The following is a 16,175-nucleotide window of genomic DNA, read 5'->3' as shown; positions in this document are numbered from 1 at the left end:
CTGCGCCTCGTTGAGCCCGCGGCCGCCAGCCGACGCCCGGCGAGCCCCGCCGCTCGCCCGCGCGCTGGAAGGAGGGTGTGACGGCCCGCCGCAGCACGAGTAGGACCGGCGGGCCGGGTTTCCCCAGGCCGGTGAAGCCGGCCCGGGGATGCTGCCGGTTGGCGCGGTTGGCGCGGTTGGCGGTTGGGCTGGTGCCCGAGGCTGCCCGTTGGCGTTCCGGCCGGGCCTAGCCGTCGGCCGGTCCGATCCGGACACAGCCCTGGACGCGACCGGCCGGCCTGGCAATCGGCCTGCGGTTCGGGAGCGCTGGCCCGAGACGTCGGTGGTGAGGTCAACGCGGACGCCGGGCCGGTCGCCGGCCGGTTCACAGTCGTCCAGGCACGGGCAGAAGGAGGGCGAGGCTGATCGCTGGCACACACAACTCCGTATTGCTCTGCGACCCACTGGCCGACGGCCTCGTACGGGCCCAGCGCCCGACGTGGCCCCGAGTGGCAGCGTCTCTTCCTTCCTGCGCAGGGTGGGGATCACGCGTTCTTCCCGCTCCTCTGGGCGGGCATTTCCACGTGTCCGCGGGCCTGAACTTGGCCAGGCACACCCCGCACAGCAGCGGACCCTGCCCGTAGAAGATACGGGGTGACCTACTGGCGACGGGGCGGGGTGCACTCCGGCTTCAGTGGCGCAGGACGCTGACGACCCGTTCCCTGCCCAGGATCGGGGCGTCCGCACATCCTTCGGGAGTGACGAGGTAGGGGCCGACCCACTTTCGGGAGTAGCCCGTCGGGTCGTCCTGATCGGGATAGGTGCGGCGGTGCGGCCGTACGAACCACTGGTGCCGGTAGATGCGACCGGCGGTGTCCCGGGCACCGCGGTCGTCGTCGGGCGCGGGGCGGATGGACTGGCGGAGCGTGATGTAGCGGACCGGGGCGTCGGGATGCTCGGCCCCGGCCCGACGCAGACGTTTGCGGGCCGCGGCGTCGGGCCGTACCTGTTCCGCCTGCCACAGTGCGCGGCGCGCGTCGGCGGGCTGGCGGATCAGCAGCAGGGTGCCCAGCAGGGTCCGGATGACCCGCAGTTGGTCCTCGTTGATGTCGTTGACCCGGTCGCTGCCCACGCCGTACAGGTCCTTCGCCGGGCGACCGTACTTGTCGACGGTCCAGGCGTGCTTCACCTCGTCCCACTCGGTCTCGGTGTTCAGCGGGATCGTCGCGCCGAAGCCGATGGCCAGATCACCGGCGAGCGAGCCTTGGATCTGACGGGCCCAGGTCGCATCGGCCCGGCTGCCGAGTTCCTCCAGGGTGCGCCGGTACGGACCGGCGTCGTCCAGGACCAGGACCCTCAGCGTCATCCCGGCCCGGCACCACAGCACGGCCCGTGGCCGCCCGAGGGTCTGGGTGTGAGCGCTCGGGTCGTCGGACCAGATCAGGAACCCGATCGGGTCCGGCAGGTCGTCCGCGTCAAACGCGCACACCGGCAGCTCCTCGCCTGTCGTACGCGCCAGCCACGTCATACGGTCGTTCACGAAGAACTGCTCCGCGCCCCGCACGGCCGACTGCATGAGGAAGGGATCGGTGAAGCCGTTGACCTGTACCGCGCCCGGGCCGCGCAGGCCGCGTACGACGTTGTCGTCGGCCCACTGAAGCAGGCCCTGGCGGACCTCGGGAACGTCGCAGGCCCGCAGATGAGTTGTCGCCATGCCCAGTTCAACGACGAAGGACGTCCTCGGTTCCGCCGAACGGGTCGGGCATCGATGTTTCATAGGTGGTCGCTCGTGAAAGGACCGGCAAGGGCAAGGTGGCCATCCAGTACCACACCGCCCGCTTCCGCCTCGTGCCTCAACTCGCCAAGGCCCTCCGCGTACCGCGGCAATCCGAGAGGGCTGTCTCCGCGGCAGGCCTGTCGGGGTACAGGGTGCCGGGAGTGGCGACGGGCCCAGGCTCGGCAGGAACGTGCCGCAGCCTGAGAGCGGGCCCATCTGGGCTTGTACACGAGATGAAGAAGACGAGCACGTATGGAGACGCCCGCCCCGCAGTCGCGTCGTGCTGCGCCGGGCCCCTGCTGCTGCAGCGGCAGGAAGGAAGAGCTGAAAGTGAGCATCGCGCTGAGGTGCGGCCGACACACACCGCAGTGTGAGCAGTCCCGATCAGCCATGCTCTCTGCCCGCAGGGACGTGCCGAAGCATTGGGTATGCGTGACAGCACCTGAATCATACCGAGGGCATCCACCAGGTTGAAGAAGTTCAGAGCATGCGCGAGAACATCTGCTCATCGGGCAGTGGTGCGGCGCCGACTTCGGTGTACGTGGAGCCGCCGGTGAGGATGACCGGCTCGCCCGGGGCGTGGATGGTGAACCCCCGGCGCCGGTAGAACCGGGCCAGGGCGGCGTCCCCGGCGAGGAACTGCCCGTACGCGAAGAACGCGCGGTGATCACGGTGGACGGCCAAGGTCCTGGCAAGGAGGGCGGAGGCGATGCCCTGCCCGCGGTGGTCCTCTGCCACGGCCAGGGCCCGCAGCTTGACGTAGGCCATGGCGGTGGCGCCGAGTGCGGTGGGGTCGGCTCCGTCGCGCTCCATGCCGGCGAGGACGGACAGGGGCGGGGTGCTGGACGAGATGCCGACGATGCGCCCGGTGGGCGTGTGTTCGGCGACCAGGAAAACGAACTGCCCGGCCTTGTACTGGCTGATGAACGGGCCGCCTTCGTCAATGGTCTCGCACATGGCCTCGCGGTCGTCGAAGTCGCCGTGGCCTTCCATGGCGAGTGCGGCGAGATCAGTGAACGCCTTGCCCTCTCCGGGACGGGTCTGTCTGATCTGGACGTGGTCCGGCAGTTCGTCGGGGCGTCGGCGTCGAACCTTGCCGGGCTTGTGTCGTCCCACGGGCGTCCTTACGGGTCGGGGCAGAACATGCGCCGCGCGGCCACTGAGGGCCATTCGGCAGCCGACGCGGAGGCATGGTTACCAGTAGGTCAAAAGGCCGTACCTGTTTGAGAGCAAAGGTGGTTATTGCGTCGCCGGAGGCGCGAAGGATGGCGCATTCCTTTCGCACCGAAGGGGCTCGGCAGACTCGTTCGAATCCCACAGGCGGGGACGGGCCCGGCCCTGCGGACGCAGCGGCCGCACTCGTCCACGTGCGTCCTGCCGCCGCTGAGCTGCCCGCGCTTCGCGTCGCCCAGGGGTGCGGGCGCGAGTGGTCCGTGCTCGTGTCCGGCGCTCGTCGTTCCGGGGCCGCGGTGGTCCGCAGTCCGGTGTTCCGGCCGGTTACGGGGCCACGGGGTCGGACGCGTAGTCCAGCAGCAGTTCGTCCTCTGCCCGGTCGGCGGCCAGTGCCGCCACCAGGGCGCCGGTCCGCCATCCGACATGCTGCCGAACGGCACTGTCCGGGGCCCGGCCGCCGAACTTCATCGCCTGCCCACCGTCCAGCAGGGTCACGTCCCGCACGGTCAGGCGGGCCAGCGCTTCGGCCTCCCACCCGGTGGTCCGCAGCAAGGCCTCCCTCGTCCGCGTCGCCAGCGCGATGGTGCGGTCCGACGCACGGACCGCTTCTGCGGAGCCGGCACGGTCCAGCACTCCGCGCTGCACCGCGTGCGCGTGCACGGCCCGGCTCGGCTCCTCCTTTCTGAGCACCTGGTTGCACATGTCGGCGCCGTCCATCAGGGCGTGTACGGACCGCAGTGCGGCGCGTGCCGCGGCCTCCTGGTCCGGCCGCAGCCGCTTCATGTCCCGCCGCAGGCGCTGCGCCCAGTCGGTGACGGCCAGCGGCGGCCAGGAGAATCCCGGGGCCAGGGACATGTCGACCATTTTGCGAGTGGTTCCGCCTTTGACGCAGTCGTCCACCCAGGCGGAGATACCGGCGAAGCGGCCCAGCAGGCAGCCCGGGGTGGTCCGGTCGAGGATCGGGTGGTCGCCCTGCGCGAGTGCCTCACGGACCGCGGCGACAGGCACCTGGTGTTCTTGGGCGAGCAGGTCCAGGCTCCACAACCCGGGGTCCTCCCGCCGTTGACGGCGGATCACCGCCTCCCGCAAGAGGTCGGACAGACCGTCGTAGTTGCGGGCGTCGAGGACGAGGGCGAGGAAGGCCATGGGTACTCCCGATACGTGGCGTGCGTGGACCGCCGTCGCACCCGCCCGGAGACAGGCAGGCGCGACGGCACACATGCGTCGTTGCGATCCTCAGACGCCGATCTCGGCACCTGCCACGCCCCGTCGGCAGTTCCGCCGCCGTGAAAGGGACAGCCCGAGCATAGGGCAAGACGCCCGGGCCGCAGGCGGTGCTCAACGCCGGACCCCGGGCGGTCACGGATCGTGGGCCGGCCGGACCCACGCGGCGAGCTCGGTACCCAGGGCGCTGAGCCCGGATCCGGCACCCGGGCTGTGTCCCGTGCTGGTGCTGGTGCTGGTGCCGGTGCCGGTGCCGGTGCCGGGGTTGCCGTGGGTGTGTTCCTGGCTGGCTTCCCACTCGGCAATGAAGGCTTCCTCGGCGTCGATGAGGCGCTGGAGTTCGGCCTCCTCGGCGTCGCGTAACTGCTGGTCGTACCAGTCGAGTTCCGGCTCGGCGAGCCAGGGCCGGGCGGCCTCGTCCCGCTGGCGCCGTTCCTCGGCCCACTCGGCGTACGCGCACGGGTAGGAGGGAGGCAGCTGCGGGCCGGTGAGTATCCGCTGGTGTCCGGCAAGGAGTGCGGCGGTGGCCTCGGCGCCGGCGTCGCAGGCGGCGGCAAACCTCTCCAGTTGCGCGGCGGTGGGCATCTGCCGGCCGGTGAGGAAGCGGTGCAGGGTGCTGAGAGCGAGTCCGGGCCCGGCCTTGCCGGCGAGGGCACGCAGGCTGGTGTGCGGCGCGGTGGCGCGTACACGGTTCATGGCGCGGACGAGTCCGGCCGGGGTGGTGAACAGGCCGGGGACGTGTGGGGCGGGCCTTTTCCGCGGCGGGTTGACGGCGCGTTCGGCGGCCTCCCACAGCAGCCGGGCTTTCTCCAGGTCTTTCTCATCGCCGCCGGCGCCATGGGTGAAGGCGAGGGTGGTGCGCAGGGTGGGGAGGCGGCCGTCGAGGGCCTGGCGCAGGGTGCAGGCGGACACCACGTACTGGGAGCCGCCGGCGCATGCCCGGTCGGCGAGGTACTGGAAGGTGGCCCGCTTCCCTTCGGCCCCCGCCTGTGTTGCCGCGGCGGCCTTCTTCCCGCGCAGCCAGCCGCGCAGGGCGGCGAGTTCGGCCGGCTCTGCGGCCGGGCGGCCACGGGCGGGGACGCGGTTCATGGGCGGCCGCCGGTGAGCACGGCGAGCAGACGCAGGGCCCGGCCGGGCAGGAGCAGGAGGACGGTCGCCGCGGCGAGGGTGGTCAGGAGGGCGGGGACCGGGCGCTCGAGGACGGCGAGGACGGTCACCGCGGCGATGGCGGAGATGACGATGGCGGCCTCGGCCGCGCCAAGGCGCCCGTACGCCGCCGGGCCCGGCGCACCGGCGGCGGGCCCGACGGTGGGCGGGGTGGTGGGCTCGGGGCCGGTCGGGGGAGTGGACATGGCGGCGCCTCCGTAGGGGAGTTGGGGTGCTGGGCAGCCGGGGCCCGGCGCGTGAGCTGATGGTGGCAGTGCGCGGGCCGTGGACGCGAGCCGACAACTGTGGCCGACGTGACCGACGTGTCCTTCCTACTTTCCACATTTCCGCAGGTCGAGGGGGGAAAACGAGAAGATGCTGTTCCATCGCGCATGGCGGTCTGCCGGGCTGCTGCGCACCGGTGCGAGAACGCGCTTCTCGGTCCCGGACAACCATCGCCAGGCCCCTCTGGGTCACAACGGCCAGCCCACCCTCACGGGTGTGCCAGCCGCGAACGTCACCGCACGAACCGGCTGCAGGCACAGCCTGATTGTCTACGGGGCGTACGCGGAGTCCGTCACCAGGGGCCGACAGCCCGAGCGAACACGATGGCTGGAAAGCCGAGATATGAGCGGCAAGGGCAGACCGACGGTGGCTCGCACCGCACGCAATGGTCAGTCATGACGCCATCGCTGCGCCTACGCGGCTGCGCTCCGAAGCCACGGGCGGCAGTTGCGGCGGGCAGCGCGACCCCGGAGCATTGCCCGCCCAGGTACCGTCAGGTGGCCGGGCTGGGATTTCGGCCCAGTCGGTGCAAGGTACGGCAGTGCAGGTCGCTTTCGACACCGATGCCCAGGCTGCCGAAGAGCGGCATGTCTTGCTTCTGCAGCGCGACCGCGGCGCGCGCAGCATCCTCCTTGTCGGGGTAGATCCAGAGGCTGACCGGCCCGGTGTCCGCGTGCTCGGCCACCCCACGAAGAACTGCCGCTCCCTGGCGGTCTCGAGCGCGAAGCTGACCGCCAGCTCGCAGGGCCTGGGAGCCCTGCCATGAAGCAGGAGCAGGGTATGACTGTGATCAGGCGCGACCTTCCACCGTGCGTCGATGGTGGTGCCGGTGCTCTGGATGCCTGTGGTGAGGTCGAGGCAGGCCTCCGTGTACGCCTCGTCCAGCCCTTCGACAGCGTCCCGGGCCACCGGCTGCATCAGCCCGCGCATATATGGGTAGTCACCAACCTCCGCCCGGAGTTCTCTCGGGCCAGCAGCCCATCCTGGTCACCGACGTCGAAGAGGCCGACGGCGTCGTACGGGCCCAACGCCCGGCGTGGCGCCGAGCGGCAGGGTAGCTACGGATTGGGGTGCAGACCGGGGCGGGGCCGTCACGGCGCCTTGTGCCTCCCGCCCCGGAGATCATTGGTGGCTGCTGAGGCGGTCGAGGACCGCGCCGACCGGACGAGCGGCGCGGTGGGGTTCGAGTTCGGTGGCTAGGTCGGCGAGCAGGGTGGTGCAGCGGCCGGACTCGACCATGGTGGCGATGTCCATCGCGGTGGTTGCGGTCGCGGCGGCCGCGTCGAGGTCGTGGCGGCGGGCTTGTGCGGTGGCGATCCAAGTGAGGTAGAGGACGCGGTCGCGCATCACGCCCGGCTCCAGCGCGTCCAGGCCGTCGGTCAGCAGGCTCTCGGCCGTCGTGGAGTCCCCGAGGTCGAGGAAGGCTCTGCCGGTCTCAGCCATGTGGCTGGGGCGGCACATCCAGTACGCCCAGTCTGGGTTGTCGTCCCCTGTACGGGCGCGCTCGTACTCGGTCTCCGCCTGGACCAGGAGGTGGGCGGCCTGCTTGGCGTCGCCGGTGGCCGCGGTTGCCCTGACCCGCCAGGTGTCGATCATTGCGGCGACCAGCGGTGTCGTACGGGTGCCGGCGATGTTCCGGGCGGTGGCGAGTAAGTCGCTGCCCATGCCGGGCTGGTCGTCGTACACGCAGGCCAGGGCGAGGTTGGCGAGCAGATACGCACTGTGGGCGGGGTCGGCCGCTTCGGCGGAGGCGCGCAGGGCGGCGTGCCAGGCACGCTGGGCGCCGGGGGTGTTGCCGGCGTCGAACTCGGCCCAGCCGAGGAAGCGGGCGTACTCGGCGGCGAGGAAGTGGAGGTCGGTGGTGAGCTGTCCGGTGTGGCGGGCGTGCCGCAGCAGCTTGGTGACCATCTTCAGGTCGGTGCGGGCGCTGGTGGTGCAGGCGGTGCCGCCGAGGGAGTCGTCCAGGTGCCACAGCGCGGTGAGGCGGGTGTGGATCGCGGTGGAGACCTCCACGCCGATGTAGCCGCCGCTGGTGCCGTGGGCGATGGTGTCCATCACGTGCTCGGTCCACTGTGTGGTGAGGGCCTTCAGCACGGAGGGCGGCAGGAGAGGGTTGCCGGCGTCGTCGGCGCGGGCTGGGTCGGCGGCCAGGTCGTCGAGGGCGGACAGCGTGACCTCCGGGGTGAACGGGGCCAGGACGTCGGGTCCGGGCAGGGCGAGCAACAGCCAACCTGGCCATCCTCGCGCTCTCACCTGGTCCGGGTCGACCCCGTGCAGGTCGGCCATTGCCAACTGGGCGGGCATCTCCGGTTCGACGCCCGCTTCCCACCGGCAGACCTTCTCGCGGCGGAAGGCCATGTGACCGTGGCCGAGCGCGGCGGCCCGTTCGGCGACCGCCTTGGCGTAGGTGGCGAGGCTGTGGCCGGTGGAGGTCCTTACGGAGGCGAGCAGATGCCGGGAGCGGCTGGTAGTGATGGTCATATGGCGTTGCACCCCCGGGTGGGATGGAACCGTGCGCGATCGTTGAACTGAACCTAGCCGACAGGACCGGGAGTTGGGGCCCTGCTGACCTGCCAGGCGGCAGGGAGGCAACACCGAGGCAGCACCTGTTCCCCTTTCCTCGCAGGTGCATTCGGCCGTCTCCTTGAGTCAGAGCCCGACCGGGACCGCGGACCGGCGGCTTGCACCACCTCCCCGTGAAGAGGCCGTACGGGAGCCGCACAGCCCCGTACGGCCGACGGGGAACCATCCGACCGAGGTCAGGGTGGTGGGATGGGTCGTGGGAATCTGACGATTGCGGAGTGGGATCGACTGGAGTCTTTCCTGCCTCGTGGTGGTGGGCGTGGGGGTCGGTGGAGTGACCACCGTCGTGTGATCAACGGGGTTCTCTACCGAGTGCCGACTGGTGTGCAGTGGCGGGACCTGCCGGAGCGGTTCGGGCCGTGGGAGACCGTCTGGAAACGGCATCGTCGCTGGTCAGCTGATGGAACCTGGAAGATGCTGCTTTCTCGCATCCGGGCCGCCGAGGATGCCGCGGGCCGGATCGACTGGGATGTGTCCGTGGACTCGACCGCGGTGCGAGCCCACCAGCCACGGCGGGCCGACTCAGGTTCGACTGACCTTCACCTGAAGAAGTAATCGTATGAGCGCGATCCGGAGGAGATATGGAAACCGACTACGAGCGCCGACTCCGAGAGATGGTGGAGCAGGTCCAGGCGTGTGGGTCCCTGCGTGTCGACACCTACGACCGGGGTCCGCTGGCCACCTACATGGAGCGCGCCGAGGACGCTTTCCACATCGTGCGAGCCGTGGAGAAGACCCCGCTGCCCGCAGCGCTGACCCTGAACTTTCACCGACATTCCAGTCTCGTCTTCGCCTGGCGAGCCCTGGAACCCTTCCAGACGATCGCCGGGGAATTCCACCTGAGGCACATTGGTGAGGCGCTGCTCCTCGGAGCCGGGAAGAAGCCGGTCGCCGTGACGGCATCTGAACAGGAGCGGCTGATCCATGGGTTCAGGATCTTCGAGACCCATCCTGTGGGTGGAACCGGGACTTACACCGCGATGCGACTTGCCCCCGACCAGGCTTCGCTGGAGCTCTGGTACTTCGACCTCAGGCAGGGACCCACCCGTCTCGACCTCAGCTATGGCGACTACCTCGACACGCTGGTGCGTACCAAGGGCCTCTACGACTGGCCGTACTTGTTCGCTGATCCAGATCCGGACAACTACGGCATGAGCGCCTCCCTGTCCTACCTGAGCGAGGGGCTCGACTTAATCGCCCGGAAGTTCCCCGATGACGACCTGTCGGACCTCCGGGCCCGGCTGGAGGAACGAATGAGCGTGCTGGGCAAGGACGCGTGAATCCAGATCGGCGGCTCCGTGGCATCGGCTTCATGGACTTCCCATACCCGCGAGGCGTAGCGCTCGGCTCCGTTGGTCAGACTCCTGCCCTCGGCGGGGGTCTGGGTGGCCACCGCTACCGTCCGGTGTCCGGCAGCGGTGAACAGTTGCAGCCGGAAGGTGTAGGGCTCTCGTCGGCCACGAGCATGTGATCGTCAACCGACCGCTGACGAGGCGCCGCATGGACACGGAGGAGCTCCTCGACACTGGGCCTGCTGCTTGGACGTGACGACTTCGGCTGCTGATCGGACAAGGGCACCTCCACATGCTGCTGGCGGCCCATCAGACGGCGAGGAATGACGGCAACGACTTTGCCGAGAATAGTGGCGCCGTCGCCGGGACGCGGTCCAGTTGGTTGTCTCCCCGCGACGGCTCCCAGGCACGCTGCTCCTGCTCCTGCTTGACCTGAAGCTCCTTCCTGAGCTCGGGCTCAGGGCGAAGCGGGGTGGATACGGTCCCGCTGCGCGAGTCAGGTCTGCTGCTGGGCCGGCGCCTCGGACCGGGTGCCGCGGATCTTTATGACGTCCAGCTGATCGGCCGCCGAAAGCTGGTGGAGGAACTGGGCATCTCCGTAAGCGGCCTGCTTGGCGGTCAGGGCCTCCTCGGCGGAGGTCGCGGCAAACGCCACCCACGCCGCACCGCACCAGGGCTCCTTACCGCCCTTGAACGTGTGGGCGCGCCCGTGATCGAAGCACCACGCGTGGGTGTCTGGCGTGCCCATGTCCTCAGCTCTCCTTCAGGTAGGTGAACGGGCGCCGCCGACGGCACGAACCGGCTGCAGGCACGGCCTGATCGCCGACGGGGCGTACGCAGAGTCTGTCACCAGGGACCGACAGCCCGGGCGAACACCATGACTGGGAAGCCGGAACGCGAACTGCAAGGGCAGACCGACGGCGGCCTGCGCCTCCCGGGTAGGAGCCGATGGTCAGCAGGCGTCTGCTGGTGGTGGACCGAGCGAACGGGTACTTGGTGCTGGCATATCGTGGCGGGGGCCGAACTTCTGCTTCGCAGCCAGGTATAGGAGAGGATGTCGCATGTGATCAACGAAGATCTCTCATTGCGCCTGGCCGGAGCACGAGGCCGCGTCATCATCAAGCTCAGCGGCGCCGCGGCTCGGTGGGGCGGTGCAGTGCCGGACGATCCAGGCGTCGCCGAGCTGGCCGACCTCTTGGAAGAGGCTGCTGGAACCTTTCACGAGGAGACCGACTCCCGCGCCAAGGCCGAATTGATGTCCGGCGTTGCTCACTTGAGGGCCGCCGACCGGCTCGGCGGGCTCCTTCCTGCCGTGACGCTGTGGCACCTGCACCAAACTCTCCAGCGGGCGGACGCCGCCCGCGGGGCCTGATTCCCGCGGACGGCCTGCCCGACGAGGGCCTGTCGCTACGGCGCCCATGAGTGCGTGCTCCTGATCCGGCCTGTTGATCCGAGCTACGGCCTGGTCTTCGAAGCACCGGGCGGTGTTGGTGCGGGCGTTCGCGGTCGCGTGCGGTGATGCTGAAAGCGTGAGCATCAGCAGCGAGTACCCGGTGAGCGCGGACCAGATCTATCGAGCTCTGGTGGCTTTGGGAGCCGAGCCGCTCTTCGATCCGGAGATGCGGCCCGAAGGCCCGCAGGATGAGGACCGCTGGCGGCTGCTCGGCGCCCTTCTGGCCAAAGTGGAGCTGGAGATCACCGCCGCGACCCGGCTGGGCAGCGACGAGGACGAAGGCGAAGTGCTGCTGGGATGGATCGAGGAGGCGGGTCCGGACTCTGGCACGACGAACAATGTGCTGATCAACCGGCTGCATCGCACTGGGGTGCAGCTCCTGGGGCTCGACGAGGACGAGACTTTCCCAGGGCAGTCGGCCGCGTCCATGGCCATCGTGGTCTCGGCGGACACGTTCGGCGCTCACCTTCGCTTCCAGGACGGCGATGTGGAAGGCGTCCGGCGTGCCCTCGGCCGGGCCGAGGTGTCCGTGATCGAGGTCCAGCAGAGCATGCACGACCTCCGCGTCGCCATCGGCGACGCGGAGGAAGAGGAGGAATAGGCTTGTCGTTTAAGGTCTGACCTCAACTCGGCGAGTCTGGGAGCATACGAGTGTGCTGCTGTCCTGCTTTTTCAACGGAGGTCTGTCTTGAACTCGTCTTTCCCTACCGAGTCTGATGAGTCCCTGGCCAAGCTGCTTCACCGCTCCGTTGAGTCGCTTCGACAGGGCAATGACCGTGTTGATATCGCGCTGCGTGGTCCGCTCGCAGAGTGGCTGGAGGACGCCGCGGATGGAGATGACGAGGGCGTCATCAGCCCTTATGCCGAGGCAATGGCCCGAGCGGTGCTGGGCGACAAGCCTGGTGCTTGATCGGTGCGCCGCGGTTTGGTGCCCACCCTGTGATGGGCAGGGCGGCTGAACGCCTCGCCGATTGTGAGGACCCAGGAGAGGCGGGGACACCGGACAGCGTCCGGTCCCGCCGTTGCGGCGCCGGAAGGTCAATCGGCCGGGGCGGCCGTCCACCCGAGGCGCTCGCACAGCCCGAGGACCGTCCGGCGCGCGTCCGGGGCGAGATGCGAGGGGATACCGACGGCCGCGTCAAGGACAGCCGACTCCGTCAGACTCTGGCGGAAGACTCCGACCGCTGCGAACGGGTACCCGGCCCCGAAGTCCTCGTACGCAGCGAGGCGGCCAGCCCACACCTGGGCCGGCCGCATCCAGGCGGCGCCGTAACGGGAGATGTCAACGGTCAGGATTACCGGTGCCCCGTCCAGGGACCGCCCCTGCTCCGCCTTTGCCTCTCCTCGGCCGGCCTGGAAGACCGCGTACTCCGCCGACGCCATCGGCCCCTCCAGCTCTCCGCCGGTCACCTGCCACATCAGCGGCCCCCGGCCGGGGCGGACCCGGACCGTGACCGTCACCGGGACGACGTTCTTCTTGTCCTCGACCGTGACCACCGCATCGCCCGCCTGGCCGCCGTCGGCCAGTACCGCGGCCTGGACGCGGACCGCGTCCAGGATCTGCCCGGCCGCGTCGTCCTGCAGCCGCGAGGGGTAGGCGGTGAACTCCAGCTCCACCCGCACATCGCCGAGCCCGCCCTCACTCTCGACGAGCTCGCACAGCTCGGCGATCCCCTTCGGGCTGACAGCCGTCACCTCCACCCCGGCCACCGACCCGCCCCCGCCGTCGGCGAGCAGGAAGTCTGGATTCGAGACCCGGAGATCCCCCAGCCCGTACGGGACACCGGCCTCGGCCAGCGCACGGGCGACGACGAACTCGCCCCGCATCTCCAGCAACTGGCCGAGGCTGCGCAGGCCGGCGAACTCGGCCCGCTTGGCCCGCCAGCGCGGCTCGTCACCGGCGACCCGGTCCAGGACACCGAGCACGTCCTCCATGGCGTCAAGAGCGGCGCCGACAGCCGCCGGCTCCGCCCCGCGCGACCAGCCGGCCACCGGATGCTCCTCGCCCGCGTCCGCGAGCCACCGATCCAGCACCGGCCGCTCCCCCTCCACACGGCCGGTCCCGCTCGGATGAGGAAAGACGCCGAACGGACCGCGCTCCCCGGGCACCCGTGCGCCGACCTCACAAGCACCGCCCTTGCGGCGGTGGTAGTCGCTGAACATGAAACCTGCCTCGCTGACGAACTATCTGGGGCGACGATTCTTCCAGCCCGACCCCACCTCCGGCGGTGCCGTGCCCTCGGCACCGGGCCACTGCCAACGAGGCAGGCACGGCTCTTCCTCCATCCCGTAGCAGGCAGCAACGCCGCCTGGAAGGGACAACGTCGTCTCCCCGGCGAGCAGATCCTGCCGCAGCACCCCGCTGCCAGAGCTCACCGCGATCGCCTCGCGACGTCCACTGTCCACTCCACGCCGCGCCCCATCCGAGCCGGCAGCCTCGTACCCACCGTCCGAGGTCCTCTCCCTGGACCACTGCCGCGCCGGTCTCCAGGGGCATGCTGCCGCTGTCGGCAAGCTGGTTCTGGACCAGGCGCAGGCACCGCTGCCATCCGGCGTCCCAGACCGGCCACCCGGTGCCGATCTCGTCCAGGGCAGCACGGGGCCGACGCTGAACGGTCGGGCACCGGCCGCTCGGCGTGATGTCGTGCGGGGCCGTGATCCAGGGCCGTGCGGGCTGCGAGAGTGTCGACCTGGCTCGTCTATGCCGAGGGCGTCCGCGAACACATCCAAGCGGCCATCCAGCGGCAGGAACAGGCGCCCGTCACCGCTGCAGCCCAAGGCCGACGAGCAAGGCCCGCCAGCCTCCAATCCGACCTGGCGATGGCCCGCGAGGAGATCAAAGAACTCCGCACGGAACGCGATCAGCTTCGAGCCGCTATGCGGCAGCACCTCGGACATCAGCTTGATCAGATCAGCAACCAGAAGCTGACCGAGCGGATCACCGAACTCACCGAAGCCAACAGGAAGCTCGAACACGAGGTGGCCCAGCTCCGGCCACTCGCCGACTACGTCAGAGAACTGGAACGGGACCTGACCGCGGCCCGCACCGGCCTGCGGCAGATGATCCGGGACGAGAACCGGTAGCAGTTGGTTCAGACGGACCGGTAGATGCGGTCCGGATCGGCGAAGGCTGCCTCGGCGAACTCCGCAAAGTCCATGTTGGCGATCGCCAAATTGCCATGCACGTCGTGAACGCCGGCCGGGACGGTCCGGAACTCTCGAGGCGGTGGGGAGTCGATGAGCTCCTGGTAGTACATCGGGTCGAGGTCTTCGTCCTCGGTGATGTCGAGGGCGAGCAGCGCGCGATGGACAGACTGCATCGTGACCCGATCGGCGACGAACACAACGCTCAGGTTCTCGTCCCGCCTCGCCTCGTTGAGGACCTCATCGGGCGTGAGATCGGCCCAAGCAGCGTCGTCGACGAGGTGAACAGAGGAGGGTTGAAACTTGCCGTCGTCTCCCCATGGCTGAGCCAGGTCCGCGACCACCGCCTGCCATGCAGCCTCGTCCCCGTAGTCGGTCCGGATGATCAGGGCATCGAATTCGTCACGTCCTGCAATCTCAGGCAGAGCCTTCATGCATCCCCTCCCACAGTGCCCGGCTTGGGTCCGACTGTCCCATGAGCCGCCGACAGCACCTTCGCGCGCTGGCTTGACCTTCATGGTTGACGCCACTGACCTTACGTCCCTACTCAAAGGGAAGGCTCCTGACCTGTGCAAATGGTTGCCAGGTATAGATAAGGATCGCCACCATGCCGAAGGAGATCACCCCCTTCCAGACCGACCGTGCAGGCACCTTGCCATCCATACCCCCAGCCTCTACCGACCGGCACAGGCACGCACAGCGGACTACTCCACGCCAGACGCGAGCAGCACTTGGCGGTAACCATTCCGACCGCGGTCATCTCTGCGCGTGTGATGTCCCTGATGGGCGGGTCTGCCCGAGACGTGGGTGGGCCAAGCCGTCCAGGGCGGCCTGATCGTCGCCCCGCTGCCCATCGCGCTGCCCCATGTCGGCCACTCAGAACAGCAGCCGGGCCTGGAGATACACCCTCTGCAACAGCGCTCCGCGCCAAGTCTCGAGCGACATCGTCGCCACCCTGCCACCAGATGCCGCCGGCTTGGACAGCCGACCAGCGTCCGGCTCACCGGACCTTCCCACGAAGCCTTCCACAAGGCCGAGGCAGCCCTTGCCCAGTCGCTTCCGTGCCCCGTACTCGCAGACCTGGCCCTGGGCTGCTGTTCGGCGAATCGGTGAGGCTCTCGTAGAGACGGTGCTTCCATGCCGTGTCGACTACCCCTGGGTTCCAATGCCCTGCACGACGAGCGGCCGCCCCTTAGCCATGCCGCCCCCGGACCCGGCGATCGGCGACTGCCGACACCTGCCGTACACCGAGCGCCGCGCCTTCCTCCTGGAGCTCCTCGCCGATGTCCAGCCCCCGGTCAGGTCACCCTGGCGACCGACGACCGGGACGTCGCCGCGCTCTGGTACGACGCCCATGGGGCGCGGCGACGGAGCGCCGCGCGTCCGACTCCCAGCCCTTGCCGGTGATCGCCTCAACGAGACTCCGTACGGCCCTTGCCGTGCTCGTCGTAAGCGGGCTGGCGCGGGCGTCGTACGGCAGGTTCGGACTCGGGTGCATCAGGCGGAGCGACTGGTTGTTGGACCGCGCAGGCGCGATTCTCCTGCGACGTTGGCTCTCAGCAGCCGATGGAGCCGAATTGCTTAATGACCAGCGCAAACGCCTCTTCGGTACGAGGTAGATTCCCGCCCCCGCCGCGACAACGCACCGTATAGCCGTCGGGCTTGGACCAGACGCTCACAACTCCGCCGTGGTAGCTGCACGCGCCTCGCTGGCCTATCGCCGATGAGGATGACCCGTCGGCGCAGCTGTTACCCAGGAACGTCCATGAGATCGGCGTCGTCGTTGCGGACGGTGCGGGCCGGGGAGGCGGTTCGTCGTCTCCGAAGCCTGGAAGGCTGAACTCGAACATGACAGAGAGCACCCAAAGCCCGATGCCCACAGGCAGGATCAGGCGGGTCAGGACGACCCAGGCTCCCTCAAGGACATCGTCCATCTTGCTCCGCGGCTTCACGCCACCCCCATCCTTCCGCAACGGTGAGGAGTATCGGCTTGGACACGACGGGCGCAGGGCAGCCGGGACCGCGGTGCGGTCGTGTCGGGGCTCCACTCTTCACTCCTGCGTTTCCGGGGAACCCGGAACCTTAGTTCGAACACCTCCAATGGCCGATGGCCTGCCGC

Annotated in this window: 16 protein-coding genes and 1 pseudogene; 6 read left to right on the top strand and 11 right to left on the bottom strand. The window is 69.3% G+C overall.

Features of this window, described 5'->3' with window-relative positions; translation table 11 throughout:
- Positions 1–670 precede the first annotated feature (670 nt).
- The 7 genes from ACFYY1_RS35370 to ACFYY1_RS35340 all read right to left on the bottom strand — a co-directional run bounded on the left by ACFYY1_RS35370 (position 671) and on the right by ACFYY1_RS35340 (position 8,065).
- The gene (locus tag ACFYY1_RS35370; RefSeq protein ID WP_388592938.1) at positions 671–1,693 is read right to left on the bottom strand and encodes a hypothetical protein; all 1,023 of its coding nucleotides are present in this window, start codon (positions 1,691–1,693) and stop codon (positions 671–673) included.
- 543 nt (positions 1,694–2,236) lie between these two features.
- Positions 2,237–2,872: a GNAT family N-acetyltransferase gene (locus ACFYY1_RS35365; protein WP_388592935.1), complete on the bottom strand. Its 636-nt coding sequence runs from the start codon at positions 2,870–2,872 to the stop codon at positions 2,237–2,239.
- Positions 2,873–3,253: 381 nt separating this feature from the next.
- Positions 3,254–4,075, bottom strand: coding sequence for a hypothetical protein (locus ACFYY1_RS35360; protein WP_388592934.1), 822 nt, complete (start codon positions 4,073–4,075; stop codon positions 3,254–3,256).
- A 213-nt stretch (positions 4,076–4,288) separates the two neighbouring features.
- Positions 4,289–5,242: a hypothetical protein gene (locus ACFYY1_RS35355; RefSeq protein WP_388592932.1), complete on the bottom strand. Its 954-nt coding sequence runs from the start codon at positions 5,240–5,242 to the stop codon at positions 4,289–4,291.
- A complete protein-coding gene (locus tag ACFYY1_RS35350; protein WP_388592931.1) occupies positions 5,239–5,505 on the bottom strand; it encodes a hypothetical protein in 267 nt (88 codons plus the stop codon). The genes ACFYY1_RS35355 and ACFYY1_RS35350 overlap by 4 nt, the downstream gene beginning before the upstream one ends.
- Positions 5,506–6,077: 572 nt before the next feature.
- A complete protein-coding gene (locus tag ACFYY1_RS35345; RefSeq protein WP_388592928.1) occupies positions 6,078–6,269 on the bottom strand; it encodes a hypothetical protein in 192 nt (63 codons plus the stop codon).
- Between the two features lie 437 nt (positions 6,270–6,706).
- Positions 6,707–8,065, bottom strand: a complete 1,359-nt coding sequence (locus ACFYY1_RS35340; protein ID WP_388592925.1) for a transcriptional regulator — start codon at positions 8,063–8,065, stop codon at positions 6,707–6,709.
- A 291-nt stretch (positions 8,066–8,356) separates the two neighbouring features.
- Here ACFYY1_RS35340 and ACFYY1_RS35335 point away from each other — a divergent pair.
- Both ACFYY1_RS35335 and ACFYY1_RS35330 read left to right on the top strand, forming a co-directional pair.
- A pseudogene (locus tag ACFYY1_RS35335) lies at positions 8,357–8,674 on the top strand (transposase); the annotation flags it as partial.
- 74 nt (positions 8,675–8,748) lie between these two features.
- A complete protein-coding gene (locus ACFYY1_RS35330) occupies positions 8,749–9,447 on the top strand; it encodes a hypothetical protein (RefSeq protein WP_388592923.1) in 699 nt (232 codons plus the stop codon).
- 508 nt (positions 9,448–9,955) lie between these two features.
- On the opposite strand, the gene ACFYY1_RS35325 is transcribed toward ACFYY1_RS35330, so the two are convergent.
- Positions 9,956–10,207, bottom strand: a complete 252-nt coding sequence (locus tag ACFYY1_RS35325) for a hypothetical protein (protein ID WP_388592921.1) — start codon at positions 10,205–10,207, stop codon at positions 9,956–9,958.
- Positions 10,208–10,522: 315 nt separating this feature from the next.
- Here ACFYY1_RS35325 and ACFYY1_RS35320 point away from each other — a divergent pair, with 315 nt between their 5' ends.
- The 3 genes from ACFYY1_RS35320 (at position 10,523) to ACFYY1_RS35310 (ending at position 11,822) form a co-directional block, all read left to right on the top strand.
- The gene (locus ACFYY1_RS35320) at positions 10,523–10,831 is read left to right on the top strand and encodes a hypothetical protein (protein ID WP_388592918.1); all 309 of its coding nucleotides are present in this window, start codon (positions 10,523–10,525) and stop codon (positions 10,829–10,831) included.
- Positions 10,832–10,988: 157 nt separating this feature from the next.
- Positions 10,989–11,513, top strand: a complete 525-nt coding sequence (locus ACFYY1_RS35315; RefSeq protein ID WP_388592915.1) for a hypothetical protein — start codon at positions 10,989–10,991, stop codon at positions 11,511–11,513.
- Between the two features lie 87 nt (positions 11,514–11,600).
- Positions 11,601–11,822: a hypothetical protein gene (locus ACFYY1_RS35310; RefSeq protein ID WP_388592913.1), complete on the top strand. Its 222-nt coding sequence runs from the start codon at positions 11,601–11,603 to the stop codon at positions 11,820–11,822.
- A gap of 128 nt (positions 11,823–11,950) precedes the next feature.
- Here the strand turns inward: ACFYY1_RS35310 and ACFYY1_RS35305 are convergent, their stop codons facing one another.
- Positions 11,951–12,946, bottom strand: a complete 996-nt coding sequence (locus ACFYY1_RS35305) for a hypothetical protein (protein ID WP_388592910.1) — start codon at positions 12,944–12,946, stop codon at positions 11,951–11,953.
- A gap of 648 nt (positions 12,947–13,594) precedes the next feature.
- Here ACFYY1_RS35305 and ACFYY1_RS35300 point away from each other — a divergent pair.
- Complete coding sequence (locus tag ACFYY1_RS35300) at positions 13,595–13,996, top strand: hypothetical protein (protein WP_388592908.1); 402 nt, start codon at positions 13,595–13,597, stop codon at positions 13,994–13,996.
- An 8-nt stretch (positions 13,997–14,004) separates the two neighbouring features.
- Here the strand turns inward: ACFYY1_RS35300 and ACFYY1_RS35295 are convergent, their stop codons facing one another.
- On the bottom strand, positions 14,005–14,490 hold the full coding sequence (locus tag ACFYY1_RS35295) for a DUF6924 domain-containing protein (RefSeq protein ID WP_388592907.1): 486 nt from the start codon (positions 14,488–14,490) through the stop codon (positions 14,005–14,007).
- 1,122 nt (positions 14,491–15,612) lie between these two features.
- The gene (locus tag ACFYY1_RS35290) at positions 15,613–16,008 is read right to left on the bottom strand and encodes a hypothetical protein (protein ID WP_388592904.1); all 396 of its coding nucleotides are present in this window, start codon (positions 16,006–16,008) and stop codon (positions 15,613–15,615) included.
- Positions 16,009–16,175: the final 167 nt, after the last annotated feature.

The sequence above is a fragment of the Streptomyces sp. NPDC001890 genome (genome assembly GCF_042891445.1).
GTDB lineage: Bacteria > Actinomycetota > Actinomycetes > Streptomycetales > Streptomycetaceae > Streptomyces.
This window is presented reverse-complemented; position numbering and strand designations above follow the sequence as displayed.

Bases quoted from the DNA above. Each gene is read 5' to 3' on its own strand.
- ACFYY1_RS35370 (WP_388592938.1), bottom strand. From the start codon at position 1,693: ATGGCGACAACTCATCTGCGGGCCTGCGACGTTCCCGAGGTCCGCCAG.
- ACFYY1_RS35360 (WP_388592934.1), bottom strand. From the start codon at position 4,075: ATGGCCTTCCTCGCCCTCGTCCTCGACGCCCGCAACTACGACGGTCTG.
- ACFYY1_RS35355 (WP_388592932.1), bottom strand. From the start codon at position 5,242: ATGAACCGCGTCCCCGCCCGTGGCCGCCCGGCCGCAGAGCCGGCCGAA.
- ACFYY1_RS35350 (WP_388592931.1), bottom strand. From the start codon at position 5,505: ATGTCCACTCCCCCGACCGGCCCCGAGCCCACCACCCCGCCCACCGTC.
- ACFYY1_RS35340 (WP_388592925.1), bottom strand. From the start codon at position 8,065: ATGACCATCACTACCAGCCGCTCCCGGCATCTGCTCGCCTCCGTAAGG.
- ACFYY1_RS35330 (WP_388592923.1), top strand. From the start codon at position 8,749: ATGGAAACCGACTACGAGCGCCGACTCCGAGAGATGGTGGAGCAGGTC.
- ACFYY1_RS35325 (WP_388592921.1), bottom strand. From the start codon at position 10,207: ATGGGCACGCCAGACACCCACGCGTGGTGCTTCGATCACGGGCGCGCC.
- ACFYY1_RS35295 (WP_388592907.1), bottom strand. From the start codon at position 14,490: ATGAAGGCTCTGCCTGAGATTGCAGGACGTGACGAATTCGATGCCCTG.